This is a genomic window from Vibrio zhanjiangensis (assembly GCF_030161235.1).
Taxonomy (GTDB): Bacteria; Pseudomonadota; Gammaproteobacteria; order Enterobacterales; family Vibrionaceae; genus Vibrio; species Vibrio zhanjiangensis.
The window spans coordinates 1-15000 of the sequence record NZ_BSPW01000011.1 but is presented as its reverse complement, the minus strand read 5'-3'; the positions used below and the strand labels follow the sequence as shown (position 1 = coordinate 15000).

Annotated in this window: 7 protein-coding genes; 2 read left to right on the top strand and 5 right to left on the bottom strand. The window is 43.4% G+C overall.

Annotated features, from left to right (window positions below):
* The 4 genes from QQK21_RS02415 to QQK21_RS02400 all read right to left on the bottom strand — a co-directional run.
* Window positions 1–7925: non-ribosomal peptide synthetase (locus QQK21_RS02415; RefSeq protein ID WP_284190618.1), on the bottom strand; the 7925-nt coding region annotated here is incomplete at its 3' end.
* Window positions 7926–8372: 447 nt separating this feature from the next.
* Window positions 8373–10526, bottom strand: a complete 2154-nt coding sequence (locus QQK21_RS02410) for a hypothetical protein (RefSeq protein ID WP_284190617.1) — start codon at window positions 10524–10526, stop codon at window positions 8373–8375.
* Between the two features lie 337 nt (window positions 10527–10863).
* The gene (locus tag QQK21_RS02405) at window positions 10864–11313 is read right to left on the bottom strand and encodes a rod shape-determining protein (RefSeq protein ID WP_284190616.1); all 450 of its coding nucleotides are present in this window, start codon (window positions 11311–11313) and stop codon (window positions 10864–10866) included.
* A 362-nt stretch (window positions 11314–11675) separates the two neighbouring features.
* A complete protein-coding gene (locus QQK21_RS02400) occupies window positions 11676–12158 on the bottom strand; it encodes a tetratricopeptide repeat protein (RefSeq protein ID WP_284190615.1) in 483 nt (160 codons plus the stop codon).
* Between the two features lie 546 nt (window positions 12159–12704).
* Here QQK21_RS02400 and QQK21_RS02395 point away from each other — a divergent pair.
* Window positions 12705–13037, top strand: a complete 333-nt coding sequence (locus tag QQK21_RS02395; protein WP_284190614.1) for a DUF4286 family protein — start codon at window positions 12705–12707, stop codon at window positions 13035–13037.
* Here QQK21_RS02395 and QQK21_RS02390 read toward each other — a convergent pair.
* Window positions 13004–13624, bottom strand: coding sequence for an SDR family oxidoreductase (locus QQK21_RS02390; RefSeq protein WP_348541457.1), 621 nt, complete (start codon window positions 13622–13624; stop codon window positions 13004–13006). The two genes, QQK21_RS02395 and QQK21_RS02390, sit on opposite strands and share 34 nt — an antisense overlap.
* A 778-nt stretch (window positions 13625–14402) precedes the next feature.
* Here QQK21_RS02390 and QQK21_RS02385 point away from each other — a divergent pair.
* Complete coding sequence (locus QQK21_RS02385; RefSeq protein ID WP_284190612.1) at window positions 14403–14711, top strand: hypothetical protein; 309 nt, start codon at window positions 14403–14405, stop codon at window positions 14709–14711.
* Window positions 14712–15000: the final 289 nt, after the last annotated feature.

Sequence of the window (15000 nt, the reverse complement as noted above, 5' to 3'; positions counted from 1 at the left end):
GCATAAGATAACGGCAATGCGGTTAACTGTGGGTCACGGGCCACCATCGGTGGCACCTGAATACCTTGCCCTGCCATCGACGCCTCGGCATCTAATACCCCTGCCAGCTCACTCAGGATGGGCTGCGCAAAGAGCGTTTTAATCGGGATGTCTAAGGCAAATTGCTCTCGAATGCTGGCTAATAGTCGGACACCTAATAACGAATGCCCACCCAGTTCAAAGAAATGCGCATCACGGCTAACGGGCGAGTTTAGATGCAGCAAGGTTTGCCAGAGTTCTGCTAAGCGCGCTTCGGTGAGGCTTTGCGGGGCTTCATAAGCCCCAGTCACCTGAGCTAAATCCGGCTCAGGCAGGGCCTTACGATCCACTTTACCGTTAGGCGTTAATGGCAACTGCTCTAACACCACAAAAGCCGAGGGCACCATGTAATCGGGCAGTACGGCTTTTAACCTTTGCCTCAGTGACTCCATCAGCGTTCCTTCGTCCAAAGCCTCAGGCGTCTCAGCGGCTGTGACATAAGCGACCAAACGCTTTTCACCACCACGATCTTCACGAGCTAGTACCACGGCTTCTTTAACGCTCGGCTCACACAAAAGCTCAGACTCGATTTCCCCTAATTCAATCCTAAACCCACGGATTTTGACCTGATGATCCAAACGGCCTAAAAAGGCGAGATTACCATCGGGCAGCCAACGCACCAAGTCACCGGTGCGATATAAGCGCGCTTCTGGGTCATCGCTAAAGGGATGAGCAATAAACTTTTCAGCGGTGAGATCTGGGCGATTGAGGTAACCGCGAGCTAAGCCCACACCCCCGACATAAAGCTCGCCTGGCACACCGATAGGCACAAGCTGTTGCTCTGGCGAGAGAACATAAACCTCAACATTAGTAATCGGACGGCCAATGGGTAGAACTGACGGTGACCCTTTATACTCAAACACACAGCAATCAATGGTCGCTTCGGTTGGTCCATACGCATTAAAGAAACGACGCTTTTCAGACCAAGCTTGTGCAACTTCAAGAGCGCACTGATCACCTCCAACGACCAGAGTTTGGACGCTCTCCCATAACGATGAGTCAAGATGAGGCAGTAGCGCTGGCGTTAAAATACAATGGGTAAGTAAATCTTGTGCAACTCGATTTGACAGCTCAGAAGGCGATAAAATGACATCATGAGGGTACAGGTAGAGCGCGGCCCCCGTAGATAACGCCAGAGACCAATCGAGTACAGAAGTATCAAAGCTAATGGCTGCAATTTGGCCTATTCGACTCGTTCGAGTGACGTCAAAGCGTTGTACTTGATCAGAAACGGCATTGATAACCCCTCGATGCTCGACCAGCACTCCCTTAGGCTTACCCGTTGACCCTGAAGTGTAAATCACATACGCCAGGTGCCTTGAGGTTAAACCGATCAGCGTTGGGTCGATATTCTCTTGGATGTAATGGCTCAGTTGCTGCTGCACCTCTTCGCTATCGAGAGCAATGGTGCGGTAAGATGCTTGACTCGTGCCTGTAGGTAAGCCGTCGATAAGGTGCTGCTGGGTGATGATTACCCCCACACCACTGTCTTCGATCATATGACCAAGACGCTCACTTGGGTAGCTTGGGTCTAAAGGCACATAAGCGCCTCCGGCTTTTAGTATCCCCAAAAGACCAATCATCATCTCAAAACTGCGCTCAGCGCAGAGACCCACTAAGGTATCGGGGCGCACACCCTGCTCTAATAAATAATGCGCGACCTGATTGGCCCGCTGATTGAGTTCACCATAGCTCAAACATTGATGGTTAAACACTAAGGCCGTCGCATCCGGCTGCTCAGCAGCTTGAGCTTCAACGAGTTGATGGATACACAGCTCGTCTGGGAAGTCTTGTTGGGTGTCATTCCACTCAACTAACTGCTGCTGTTTCTCCGCTTCACTGAGTAATGTGATCGACGCTAATGGCGTATCCGCTTTTGAGTGAGCCAAACCTTGCAACAGCGTCTCTAGGTGTTGAAGCAGTTGCCGAGCCTTATTTTCGTTAAATTTCGCTTCGCTAAACATCAGCTTTAGGTTCAGAGAGTCACTAGGGCTAACCGTTAACGTCAATGGGTAGTGAGTAGACTCGATTCCTTGAAATTCTGAAATTCGGAGGCGGTCATTACTTAAGGAATTATCAGAGCAGCCACTAGGACTGCCCTGTACGAGTCCATCTGCTAAAGCCTCATCCACTGGGTAGTTTTCAAACACCATCAGGCTATCAAATAACTCCCGACCGGCTGGAACATCGCTCCAACGCTGCACATCCACTAATGGCGTAAAGCTAAAATCCTCTTGATCTGTCTGTGCTTGTTTCAATTGGCTAAGAGCGGCTTGCAATTGCGTTGTCGAAGACAGTTTAAGGCGTACAGGCAGGCTATTAATGAAGAGACCCAGCATGTCTTCAACACTAGGAAGGCTACTCGGGCGACCTGAACGAGTGCTACCAAAAACAATGTCTTGGGTACCGCTGTAATGGCTGAGTAATAAACCCCACCCTAGTTGCAACCAAAGGTTGAGACTCACTTGATACTGTTGAGCTTGATGCTCTAACTGCTGAGTCAGTTCACGACTGAGTGCCAAATAGCATTCTTGTGAACATGATGAACCACTTGTCTGTGGATCGCCTATTTGGATCTGCGTCGGCTCACTGAACCCTTCCAGATAAGTACGCCAGTAATGTTCAGCTGTGTTTCGGTCCTGACGCCCTAACCAGGCAATATAGTCTTTGTAAGGTCGAGCGGCTGGTAACTTAGGTGCTGTTTGCGTAGCTAACGCATTATAACGCACCATTAACTCTTTAAAGACTATAGGTAAACACCAGCCGTCTAATAGCGCGTGATGGTGCTGCCAAACAAACCAATATTCCTTTTCTCCAATTTGAGCCAAATGACCACTCATCAGTGGTGCTTGTTCAGGTGTAGAGCAATGCCCCTGATCCAACAGGTTTTGAAGTTGCTGCTGCTGTTGATCTGAGCAGAGGTGACGCCAGTCATACTGATACCAAGGCAAATGAACCTGAGCATTCACGACCTGTATTTGACTTTGACCTTCAACCGTCGCAAAAGCCGTTCTAAAAATGGCATGTTCAGCCACTAACTGTTCCCAACTTTCCTTAAACCGGTGACTATCCAGATCCGTCAGTTTAAATTTAAGCTGCGTCTCATACTGCCCATTTTCTGGGTCCAAACTGGAATGGAACAACAGTCCCTGCTGCATAGCCGTGCTGGGATAGAGGTCTTCTAAAAAAGGGTACTTTGTTTGTAAATGGTCCACTTGTGTTTGGGTAAGTGACAGCAGTGGAAAATCAGAAGGCGTGTAACTGCCAGATGCTTGTAAACAGTGATTGATGAGCTTTTCTATGGCTTGCTGATAACTCTTTGCTAAAGCGTTGATATCTTCCGCCATGAACTGCTGTGGGTGATAGTCAATATTGAGTATCCACTGCCCATCCACAACATAGCTATTAAAGCCCAATGCATGCTCACGTAAGAGATTGGAAGCTAAGGCCTTACCACTGTCTCCGGCAAAGCCTTTTTCAAACACGCCCAGATAATTAAAGACCATCTGAGACGAGCCCGTTTGAGGTAAACGTGCTTGCTGGTATCGCTGCAAAATCCCATAGTCCATTCCCTTATTCGGAATAGCACGTAAAAGCTCTTTCACCTCTTTAATACAGGTTTCTAATACGAGTTGTTCATGATCGTTTTCAGTATCACTGAGTAAAGAAAATGGTAAGTGGAGCGGGAAGACCGAAGTAAACCACCCCAATGTTTGAGTCAGATCCACATCCTCGAATAATGGCTCACGACCGTGGCCTTCTAGATCCAGACGCAACCCCTGTTTCGACATTCCAAAATCGACAGCCGCCCATTCGCCGACTGCCAGCACTAAAGCCGCTAATAAAATGTCGTTGATTTGCGTGTGATAACAATCATGAATGCCCTGTAATAATTGCTCAGTGCAAGTTGCAGAGAGACAAATTTGCTCTACCTGACTGTCAGCTTGAGTGAAAGTGTGCGTACTGAGATCAGCTTTAATAGTGCTTGTTTCAAAGCCTGATGTGCTCGTCAAAATAGACGAACGTTCAAGCAAGTTTATGCTCGGTGATTGTACGGTTTTTTGCCAATAGGGCAGCGTACTTAAACAGGCTTCGGTTGCTGAATGCGCCTCTAGACGTTCGCTCCAATATTGGAGACTGTGCGTTTTCGAGCCCAGTTGAATACTGGCATTTTCTTGAGACTGATACTGCGGTAATCCTTCTTGTAGATCCTCTAAAAGAATTCGCCATGACACGCCATCCACAACCAAATGATGTATGATCCAAATCAGCTCTTGCGCACCTGATTCGCTATTACGCACCCAGAGGCAACGCATTAAAGGTGGCTGAGCAAGGTCAAAGCTCGAATGCAGCTGATTGGCTATCAATTGAATATGGCTTTCCGCTTCAGGTTCACCTTGGTGTTCGAATGAAACCAGTACTTTCTGTAGAACGGCCTCATCTACTTCAGCATAATACCCCTGCCACTGGCCCTCTGTTTGAATAAAACTTAATCTGAGCGCATCATGCCTTTGAAGCAATGCGGTTAATACGGATCGTAAAGCCGCTTCTTGCGTACCCTCTGGTAGCTCAAAACGGATTGCTTGGTTAAAGTGTTTACTGGCCTCAACCGGCTGAGTGCTTAGAAAGTGGTGCTGGATGGGCAGTAAAGATTGAACACCTTTTACAGATGATTGCGGGATCTGAGTAGTTTCCGCATGGATATCTAGATGCAGGGCAAGTTCAGCAATGGTCTGATGCTGAAACAACTGCTTAGTGGTGAGTGGTAACCCTTGCTTTTGACCTCGAGAAGCGACCTGAATGGCTTTAATAGAATCACCGCCCAAGCTAAAAAAGTTAGCGTGGACACTTATGTGCTCTACGCCCAAAGCATCTGACCAAAGCACACTCAGCTCAGTCTCTAAAGCGGTGCTTGGCAGCACGAAGTCTTGTGAGGTATCCGAATAGGTAGGCTCAGGTAGGGTCTTACGATCGACTTTACCGTTAGGCGTTAATGGCAACTGCTCCAACACCACAAAAGCCGAGGGCACCATGTAATCGGGCAGCACGGCTTTTAACCTTTGCCTCAGTGACTCCATCAGCGTTCCTTCGTCCAAAGCCTCAGGCGTCTCAGCGGCTGTGACATAAGCGACCAAACGCTTGTCACCACCGCGATCTTCACGGGCTAAGACTACGGCTTCTTTAACGCTCGGCTCACGCAGCAGCTGGGACTCGATTTCCCCTAACTCAATCCTAAACCCACGAATTTTGACCTGATGATCCAAACGACCTAAAAAGACAAGGTTGCCATCGGGCAGCCAACGCACCAAGTCACCGGTGCGATATAAGCGCGCGTCTGGGTCATCGCTAAAGGGGTGAGCAATAAACTTGTCAGCCGTGAGTTCAGGGCGATTGAGATAACCGCGCGCTAAGCCCACACCCCCGACATAAAGCTCGCCTGGCACACCAATGGGCACAAGCTGCTGCTCTGGCGAGAGTACATACACCTCAACATTATTAATCGGACGGCCAATGGGTAAAACTGACGGTGATCCTTTATATTCAAATACGCAGCAATCAATGGTCGCTTCGGTTGGTCCATACGCATTAAAGAAGCGACGCTTTTCAGACCAAGCTTGGGCGACTTCAAGAGCGCACTTATCGCCTCCAACGACGAGAGTTTGGACACTCTCCCATAACCTTGAGTCAAGATGAGGCAATAGCGCTGGCGTTAAAATGCAATGGGTAAGTACATCGTGTGCAACTCGGCTTGACAGTTCAGAAGGCGATAAAATGACATCATGAGGATACAGGTAGAGCGCGGCCCCCGTAGATAGTGCTAGAGACCAATCGAGTACCGAAGTATCAAAGCTAATGGCGGCAATTTGGCCTATTCGACTCGTTGGAGTGACATCAAAACGTTGTACTTGATCAGAAACAGCATTGATCACCCCTCGATGCTCGACCAGCACTCCCTTAGGCTTGCCCGTTGACCCTGAAGTGTAAATCACATACGCCAGATGCCTTGAGGTTAAACCGATCAGCGTTGGGTCGATATTCTCCTCGATGTAATGGCTCAGTTGCTGCTGCACCTCTGAACAATCCAAGACGATGGTGCGAGCAGAGCCTTTAGGTAAATCATGGATAAGGTGCTGCTGGGTGATGATTACCCCCACACCACTGTCTTCGATCATATGACCCAGACGCTCGCTTGGATAGCTTGGGTCTAAAGGCACATAGGCGCCTCCGGCTTTTAGTATCCCCAAAAGACCAATCATCATCTCAAAACTGCGGTCAGCGCAGAGACCGACTAAAGTATCGGGGCGCACGCCTTGCTCTAATAAATAATGCGCTAGCTGGTTGGCCCGCTGATTGAGTTCGCCATAGCTTAGGCTCTGCTGGTTAAACACTAAAGCGGTCGCGTCTGGCTGCTCAGCAGCTTGAGCTTCAACCCGTTGATGGATGCACAGCTCACTTGGGAAGTCTTGCTGGGTGTCGTTCCAATTTTGCAGCAGACCTTGCTCACCTGGGCTTAAAATGGGTACAGTTGAAAGAGCTGAACTCGGATTCTGACAAAGGTAGTTCAAAATAGAGAGATGGCGTTCGATTTGAAGGTCAATTTCATCTTGAGTAAAACATTCGGGCTTGTATGTAACTTTTAGAGTGAGTGAACCCTTATCGCTATAATCACACCATCTAAATTGTAAAGGGATTGAGTCTTCAGGAGCTGAATAGTGATGAAAATTACTTTCTAAAGAACCCATTTCTAAATGAATATCAAAAGGCTCATAATTCACTAAAACATCAAATAGTCCGCTAGTGCCCGCAGCGAGACTTAACTCTCTCTTAAGGTGTATTAAGGGGAAGCGTCGATGACGATACTCTTGTTTTTGCTGCGCAGCGATCGACCGAATAAAACCACCAATCTCCTGGCTTTGATCTGAAATCTCAATCAAGCTAGGGATAATATCAGTCATCATCCCCACGGTTTGCCTCTCTTGCCGATTATGACGACTCAGTAAGGGAATACCAAAACATAACCGCTTGGCTCCAACACTCTTAAAATAATGGATAGATAGTGCAGCTAAACTCAGCTGCTGGATACTAACGTTTAAGTCGCTACAGCCGTTACGGATTGATTGTGTTAAATCTCTTGGCAATGTCATTTCACAGTGCTGGACTCTTGATAAACCTTGCTTGCTCGAACTAGTATCTAACAAAGGATCCGGTAGTGATTCGTAACGTTTTAACCAAAACGCTTTATCTTTATGGTACTGAGCTGACTCCGTATATGTCAGAGCATTCAAAGTTGCTACTTGATAAGAAGGTAGGTCATCCAGCCAGTCCAGTGGTTCTCCATACAGTAAGCAACTATAGGCTTTAGCAACCTGCCTTCCAAAATGCGCATAGCCATAACCATCAACAATAATATGGTGTGCTTTGCACACCCACCAAAATTCTTCATGCTGAACTTTAAAGAGTTTATTTATATAAAGGCAATCTGACTGAAGACTGAACGGCATACAAAAGACCTGATGCAGCTGATCCAATGCTTGCTTAACTGGCTCTTTCTCACCAGACAGATCAGCAATATCAAGATCTTTTGTCCGCATTTCTTTTGGTTTAACACTCTGCTGTGAAATGGAATCATTACTGTCAAAACTAAGACCAAAGGCGTCCAGACTATCAATTACCAAATAAAGCGCTTTCTTAAAAAGCTCGACATCTAATCTTCCATTTATCTTGACATACCCACCAATATTGTAAGCTGGAGACTCAGGCTTAATTAGCTGCTCAAAATAAATACCTTCTTGAGAGGGGTGTAAGGGAAAATGGGCTGGCGTATTATGCCTAGAATTCTTAGTCATAGCGTTTACTCCTTTAAAGCGCTTAATATATAAATCACAGCCAAGTTCAGTTTTACATGTGTTATTTCTATTACAGTCGGCTTGATATCAGGCAGGCATTGTTCCAAAAATCAAGGAGTTGTAGCAACATAAAACCACAAACAATAATAAATTATGGAACTTGCTTTAGGACAATAAGGCAAATTTATTAAGCAGCGAGTAAATACGCTTTGAGAAACCCTAGCGGCAGAATCCTCTGCCTCGCGTTGAACCGCGCAATACGGGATAAAGCGCTGATGTTTCCAACTTGGTTATTTTTTAAGAGTTTAAAAAAATCAAAGACGAACCGATTGGTTCGCCTTGTTCGTTTTTAGTACTATAACCAAATTATTCGGCTGGCGTGATGGTCAGCTGAGCATCACCAGAACCAAGTTCCTTAAGTTCTTGTGTGGAAAAGCTGGTTGTGACTTACGCTTGAATTGACTCTGGCATCCGGACATTGATAATTCTCGTCCATATTGGGCTTGATTTATCACAAGGCGATAGATAAGGGGAATCTGAGCTTGTTATATCTTCTGGCTTAGTATTCGAAAACGTTCCTTGCATATGATTGGTAATGGAAAGCCCTTCAGGCCCTTTAATCGAAGTGATGATGGGCAGTTTGCCATTCACTGTATTGACGACCTTAGATACCGGAGCACTGAAATAACCAACGGAGGTATGCAGTCCCGCCATTCCCATCTCATACCCCATATTCCTACCATGCTGATCACGCTCAGCTTCAGTCTCAGCACTGGCCATATTTAATGCCCCTTTCAATGCTGCAAAACCAACCCGTGCGAGAAATTTTAAATGTGGTGGCAGCCAATCTGTGAGTATCGCCCACGCTTTACCAATTTCATTAACCCAGAATGTGATCGCTTTTAAGGCACGTTCTCCTTCCGTATCAGTAGCATTAAGATCCATCCAATTTTTTAGGAAATTCATGTAATTTTCGGTATGCTTCTTTAAAATCCTGTCTTCGTATTGATGTTCAAATAGATCAATCCTAAGCTCATAGCCAGAGGGGTCATGCCTTTGCTTTGGATCTATATGTTCGGAGATAAACTGAGAAAATGCATGATCTTTATCTCTCAGCCAGCGATAGGCCTCAGTACCACTCTCTGTTTCTGTCCTGCTGGTTGTGGTGAAAGTATCGTCTGTAATTAACGAAAAAAATGTAAATGAGCCATTATCATTTCTCAGACCAAAAACTGAGTTCATGCTGCGAAATCCTCGTGACAAGGAAACGGCTCGTGGTTGGTGGTCCACATTAACAGAAAGAAGCTGCTCCGTTTTACCACCCAATTCAAAAATACGTTGATAAAGCTGGGACTTGAACCTATGTTGCAAAGCATCCATGAACTCTGGTGTAGATTTAAACCTATCAATCAAGGCTGTGTATTCACCCTCAATATTGATCCCTGTTAAAGCACTTTCTAAACCTCGCAATATCGGATCTTGGAACTGAGTTCGCTCAATATTAAGTCGATAGTCATGATTTGAATTGGTCTTTTCCAATTGCGCTTCTTTATATCTAATGTATTTTCTTGGGCCATCTAAAATGAGATCTCGCAGAGTAAATGTCTTTATTTCCTCAACAGGTGATGACCAAAGAGAACCACCCATGTCAATAATGGACTCTTCTTTTGCGGGAGAAAGGTCCGTTCGCTTGTGTTTATGGGAAATCCAAGCTGTGGCTTTCTTGTCAAGGAAAGCGTAATCTACCCCCTCACTTGGCAGGCGATTGTTGTCTTTCAGTATTCTTTCGACAATCATAACAAAAAAGGTATTGGGCTCTATTGTCGTCGCCGTCGCCAGCACTCGTTCATGCTCTATTAGCGGCTGCATATGTTGGCAAAAACCTTCTGCCCCACCATGCAAGTCCATAAGACCACGTTGCTCAGGTTGGGTGAACACAGTACCATCAATCAGAGTAATATCTTCTGGGTTTGCATAATACATCAAAGCTTTGTGAGGAAGAGCAATATTTCCTTTAGAAACCAAGAGTATCGCAAGTCTGGTCAGTTCAACTTCTGTTTTGCTTTTACTCCACTGAAGTTTCACTTTCAGATTTTTGATGAAGTAGTTGATCAAAGGTTCTTGAGAGTTTTCACGGGTATATTTTTCTATATACTCAGGCAAAACATCCCGAAGTAATTGTTTGGCTAATTCCATGGGCGTTAACGCTAAAGGTGACACTTGACCGTATTCGATCGCCTTTTCAAACGCCAATACCATGTTTGCTTTTGCAAAATGTAATGCTTTCTGCCCCGGGTTTTTCTCCAACTGATAGTCGTTAATCGCCTCTTCCTTTTTGCTGCTGAGTTTATCGAGCTCATCTTTACAGCGTGGATCACTGGTATCTGGGAATTCAAATGCTAACTGAGTCTGGAAAGACCGTAGTTCGTCATGATATCGCTGCGCAACATTTTGATAATAACGCGGATGGCGGTCAGAGAACTGTTCTAACTTTAGATTCGTACCACCGCGCAAATTGGAAGATATTGCCCTAGTAAGTGGTGTGCTTGTGCCTTGGCCCTGCAGCGTTGACAATGGGGTAGAGAGAGTATGTGTTTGCATTTGAACCTTTCGTTACTGATAAAAAACAAAAAATTAGCAAACTCAAGGTTCTTTACGATAGTAGAAAGCACGTACTTCACTCCTTGGGAGAAAAAATTTACAACTGGCTTACATAGTCAAAAGGTAGGTTCAGCGCCTGCCGGACAACCAGATTGATCAAGAAGTGACTTGAATGGCTCTGGAAACGGATTAAAAGTGTCACCTTTAAACTCTAAGTATCTTTTACTATCGTCATATTTTCCCCTGTAACATACAGCAAAGTTAAGTAGTGAACAATACTATTGTGTTACCTAAACCATTGAACAACAAATACAAAAAATGATTTAAAATGCTCTGGTTAAACCGCTATTTTCTTCTTTACCTCATCAAACGTAATTCTGTCTGAATCTAACCTTTCCCCAATGTAAATAGCAACCTCACGAGCCCCACTACCCAAGGCAAGCTCCGTTAAAACTCTTTCTTCAATGTTTGTTAAACCACCTTCAGTTTTCTCCAATTGGTGTATTATAATTCGAGGTGCTGGTTTGAAAAATTTCGATTTATGTACTTCGTATAAACCGTGGCGTATTAATTTCTCAGCAACATAAAAATCCGCGACAAAAGAACGAGGATGAGAAAACGGGTTGATGACTTTAATACCTGTTCCTGATTGCAGCTTAGCCTCTGAGCCGACGCCTTTCAGCACCGCTTTTTTACCAGCGATTTTCAAAGCCAAATATGGCTCGTATTCAAATTTTTGTCCACTTCCTAATGTTTTAATGATTATCTTTTTTTCACTTAGTTCCACTAGCAAGTCCTTAGAAAACAGTCCTCTGATAAATATACTCATTACTTTATTAGTCTCCTTTAAATAACATTATCAATTTAATCGCTTAACGCTGCACTAAGTAGATAATAATGCCACTAACCAACCTAAATAATAGAAAGTGTGTATTATTTCAATACGGGATTTTCTATCTTGTTTTTTGTTACCACAATCTTACTGGAAATTTACTTTTACAAATAACTTCCTATCAATACAGACCGATTGATTATCTTATCACTATAAACCAAATTATTGAATCAAAAGTATAGCGTTATTCTGTGTAGCTTAAATAAAAATACATTATGAGGAGCCACCTAAATACTCAACCATACACTTTGTTCTATTTACCATTTTTTATCTAAATCTTGCGCGTATAGAGATATAGCTCGATGATACTGTTTAATTACATCACTATTGGTGGCGGACACCAAGAGCTCAAGCAGCAACGATGTCGCTTCTTTATGCCTTCCCAAATTATATAGACACATTGCATAGAAAGGTTGAACCTCAATAGCATTAGGGTACTCACCCAGAGTTTTCTCGAAATAACCTAGCGCCTCTGAATACATACCGAGGCTTCGATAAGTGCTCGCTAAGCCAAACAAAGCATCGAACCTTTCGACCGACGAAAGCAAACCCGAGAGAGATAACAAATAGTGATCAATGGCTTCTTGCTCCTTACCTTCATTGTCATAAGACCAAGCAATGTGCAAATGAGCCTTAGCGGAATAACTCTCATTACTTAATAACGCTGTGAGCAAGGCTCGCGACTCTTCATATTTCGCCTCTTTTCTCAACTCGATGGCCTGTTCGATAAAAGTTTCCATAATTTTCCTCAAAGGGCTCTGCGTCTATAAATGGACCGTTTTTCTATTTTTTCCCTTCAAGCTCGACGTAAAAAGGCTAGCACAGAACCTTGCGACTTGAGCTTTTTTTGGGAGAATATGAATAGATAAATCATTGTCTGACTGTACCTAACAATATATGCAAATACTGTATTGTCCTTTGGTATAAATTAAACCATACATCCAAACTTACCATTGATCACAGCATTTGAAAAAACCTAAATGAGAAATCTTTGAAAAAGTCACCCTACGAGCATTGTAGGGCGAAATGGTTAAACTATCGCCCCAAATATTAGGTGAGCGAGAATTTGTGTTTCCCGTCAGGAGAGATACATACATAAGAAACATAAGTAATACCAATAGATTCTAGAGACTTGGCTATTCTACTTAAATCATACCGAGAGGAAGTATTAAATTCATTAATTAACTTAATAATCAATTATTTACCATTGGATTTGACTTGATAATACTAAAAAACATGTTAACAATACATGAACTTCATCACCTGAGAACGAAAAGGAATTAACAATGATTTTATATGAAGTAAATCTTACGATTTCAAATGAAATTGCGGATGAATATATGGCATGGCTCAAACCACATATTCAAACAATGTTAAGATTCGAAGGTTTTATCAAGGCAGAACTATACGAAAACACTGAGCATGAGCAAGGAAAAACAAATATCGTTGCCTCATACTATGTCGACAATGAAGGCAACCTTCAATCCTATATCAATGAAATGTCTGCGGATATGAGAGCAGACGGTATCAAAAGGTTTGGAGATAAATGTGTCGCCACAAGACGAGTACTAAAACTTGCTGACTCTTATACCTGTGACGAGCATTCTACTGGTATGTAGTCAATACTTACCGAATAGCTCATATCTAAACAGCATGATATGAGCTTACCAACATCTTCAGGCTGGATCTTATCTTTTTCAGATATCGCTATATTTGCCGTCATGTCTGTCGCAACCACACCAGGGCAAATTGCTGTTACCTTGACTCCATATGGAAGCATTTCTTTCCTCAGTGACTGACTAAGTCCAATTAGCGCAAACTTCGTAGACGCATAAGCACCATGATCAGCCAACGCTCTGAGACCTGACATAGAAGCAATATTAAAAATATAACCACTCTTTTGTTGTTTCATCATAGGGACAATACATTTAAGCACATTAAAACTTCCAAACTGATTCGTCATTACTAACGATTGATAATCACTCAGTTCAAAGCTATCTATCGGGCCTTTTTCGAACAAACCTGCATTATTCACAAGAACGTCAACTTTTTCATGTTTCTTTGTAAAGAAACCAATAGCTTCACTTACCCATTCAGCTTTAGACACATCCGCTGAATATATATCAACGTCAATATCTGGATAAATATTTGATAGCTCAATGGCAGCCGCACTTAATCTAGCACTGTTTATAGAAATCAAGCCAATATCGTTCCCAAGTCAAATTTACAATGCCCATCAAGTTTCACTGAGCCCTTACACCCATTATGTGGTTAAGCTCATATCATGAAAATGACAACAAAAGGCTATAACCCTGTTGATCTTATCATCATGGCTCCAAATACTATGACAAAAAAGAGATAGATCATGAATTTAAGCTGGAAGAAAAGGCTGGAAGAAAAGGCTGGGAGTCGTCACTGGTAATACACTCGAGTACTGTATTCGCTGCGATTTCACCATTTATAATCAATATACTGTCAACAAATGGGTATAACCAAACAAAGAGGGGGCTATCACCAGTTACCACTGAAAAGAGACTTCAATTAATGTCTGGAATTTAGTGCGCACTACACCTGAAGCTTTTGTGGCTGGTATTATTGCTTATATGGGATGGTGTGGCTTTTTTCTCGGTTCTCTACATTAACGAAACGCTAGAGGATTAGGAGCCAAGGATTGAGTACCCGTTTAAATACACATATAAGCATATGAAATAATGACTAATTCCTCCTTTACATAAGCGAAGTTTTTGGTGATATAAAGGCCAATACCCCCTTCATCGCTGGGTGCATCACAAATCACGCCGCTTACAATCTTGATGGTTGCTTTTTGCCGCATCATCACTCACAGCTTTCGCATAATTTTTCATCCTTTGTTTGTCCATGATTCTGATTTGTAGCTATGCTGAATTCGAATTTAAATTCATATAAATCAACAATTTATTTGTTTTTCTATCAATTTACCTAACAAAATAACAAGGTTTAACACTATGAAAATGACAACAACGCTGCTGGCTACACTTCTTTTCGCTTCAACTGGCGCAGTTGCGAATACAGCCCCATTAACAGAAAAAGAGACCCAGTTGATCGAAGCCGCAGCGACCTTGGATATGCGTGGTTGTGCAGTGGCTTCACTTGAAGAGCTGCGCAATCCAGAAAGAAGAAATGCACTGAATGCTTTATTCCAAAGCATGAATATGGAGCTTCAAGGCATAGGCTATGAATCAACAGGGGCGGATCTACCTAGCTCAGAGCAAATGGCTACTGCGATTCTGGCCATGTGTAAAGCAAAATACTAATCTAATGCTGATTAATTCAATTATGAAAGAGTGAGTGGCTACTCACTCTTTTACTGATTTTTGGGAGTACATTCTCGCCAAAACGTAAAACTACTACTTTTTATTGACTGAGAACCTAGGTTATTCATTTGCCGAGCTTTTCGTTTCAACAGGTACCAACTTTTTCGTTGCTTTTGTTTTGGTCTTTCTTTTGTCCAAATACATATTCTTGTCCGCTTTAGATAAGGTGTGATCACCAAGCGATTCTGTCGTACCTTAATTACCAAGCGACTTTGTCATTACGTTAACT

Bases quoted from the DNA above. Each gene is read 5' to 3' on its own strand.
- QQK21_RS02400 (WP_284190615.1), bottom strand. From the start codon at position 12,158: ATGGAAACTTTTATCGAACAGGCCATCGAGTTGAGAAAAGAGGCGAAA.
- QQK21_RS02395 (WP_284190614.1), top strand. From the start codon at position 12,705: ATGATTTTATATGAAGTAAATCTTACGATTTCAAATGAAATTGCGGAT.
- QQK21_RS02385 (WP_284190612.1), top strand. From the start codon at position 14,403: ATGAAAATGACAACAACGCTGCTGGCTACACTTCTTTTCGCTTCAACT.
- QQK21_RS02410 (WP_284190617.1), bottom strand. From the start codon at position 10,526: ATGCAAACACATACTCTCTCTACCCCATTGTCAACGCTGCAGGGCCAA.